Annotated in this window: 3 protein-coding genes; all 3 read left to right on the top strand. The window is 74.1% G+C overall.

Going from position 1 to position 988, the window contains the following annotated elements; all coding sequences use genetic code 11:
- Window positions 1-116: 116 nt before the first annotated feature.
- Complete coding sequence (locus E1285_RS45155; RefSeq protein ID WP_132161045.1) at window positions 117-392, top strand: hypothetical protein; 276 nt, start codon at window positions 117-119, stop codon at window positions 390-392.
- The gene (locus E1285_RS45150) at window positions 389-793 is read left to right on the top strand and encodes an RRQRL motif-containing zinc-binding protein (protein ID WP_132161044.1); all 405 of its coding nucleotides are present in this window, start codon (window positions 389-391) and stop codon (window positions 791-793) included. Before E1285_RS45155 ends, E1285_RS45150 begins: the two co-directional genes overlap by 4 nt.
- Window positions 790-988, top strand: a 199-nt coding sequence (locus tag E1285_RS45145; protein WP_132161043.1) for a hypothetical protein, incomplete at its 3' end; no start/stop codon positions are given. The genes E1285_RS45150 and E1285_RS45145, both read left to right, overlap by 4 nt.

The following is a 988-nucleotide window of genomic DNA, read 5'->3' as shown; positions in this document are numbered from 1 at the left end:
CGGAAGGACGTAGCAGCGATGGCCGACCACCCGACCAACGGCAAGTCCTCGACCTGGCCGAACGGTGAACCCAAGTCCGTCCGCGACGCCCACGACGCCAAGACCGGCAAGAAGAAGTGACCGCCATGATGACCGCGCTCGCGCTGACGCTGGCCGCGCTCGCCGCGATGTGCTGGCTGTGCCTGTCCCCGGCCCGACTCGCCGCCGCCGGCGTGGCGCTGCTGCTGGCGCACCCGGCACCGACGATGGTCGTCACGACCGTGGTGACCGTCGCCTTGACGATGTTCGCCGGACGGCTGATCTACCGGTCGTTGCGTGAGGACGGTTGGTGCCTGGTCACCGTGCACCGTCCCGCGTTCGCCGCCAGCCGGGCGGGGGGTGTGGCATCATGACCCGCCGCCGTAGCTCCGCCCGGTTCTTCGACCCGACCGGCGCGCGCCACGGGATCCCTACCTGGCCGTGGCGGATGGCCCCGCCGCACCTGCGGACCCGCCGCCAGCTCGCCGCCGCGGGACTGCGCCCCGGCGGTCAGGAGATCGCCGGACAGGTGCTGTGGAACTCCCGCCGCTACAACGCCCCCGGCGGGGTGCGCGCCGCCTACCTCTACGACGTCCGGCTCGCGCTGCCCAAGCGCACCCCGACCGACCGGCAGCGCGCCGCCCTCGGCAAGGCCCTGGCCGCCCGCCGGCACTGCCCGACCTGCCGACGCGACGCCGGTTACGTCCTGCCCCGCCACCTGGGCACCTGCCTTGAGTGCGCCGACCTCGCCGAGATGGAGGTGACCGCGGCATGACCTCGACCACGCACGCCTACCCCGCCGCGCCGCGCCGACCGCTGCACGCCGGTCCGGTGAAGCGCTGCCCGTCCTGCCGCACACCGCTGGACGGCGGCCCCGTCCACTTCCGCTGTGACCCGTGCGGCCGGTCGGTGATGGCCGCCGACCTCGACCACGAATACCGCCCTGCCAACCCGCACCCCACCGACCACC

Source organism: Actinomadura sp. 7K507, assembly GCF_004348425.1.
Taxonomy (GTDB): Bacteria; Actinomycetota; Actinomycetes; order Streptosporangiales; family Streptosporangiaceae; genus Spirillospora.
The sequence above is the reverse complement of the archived record's forward strand: the minus strand, read 5'-3'. Positions and strand labels throughout refer to the sequence as shown.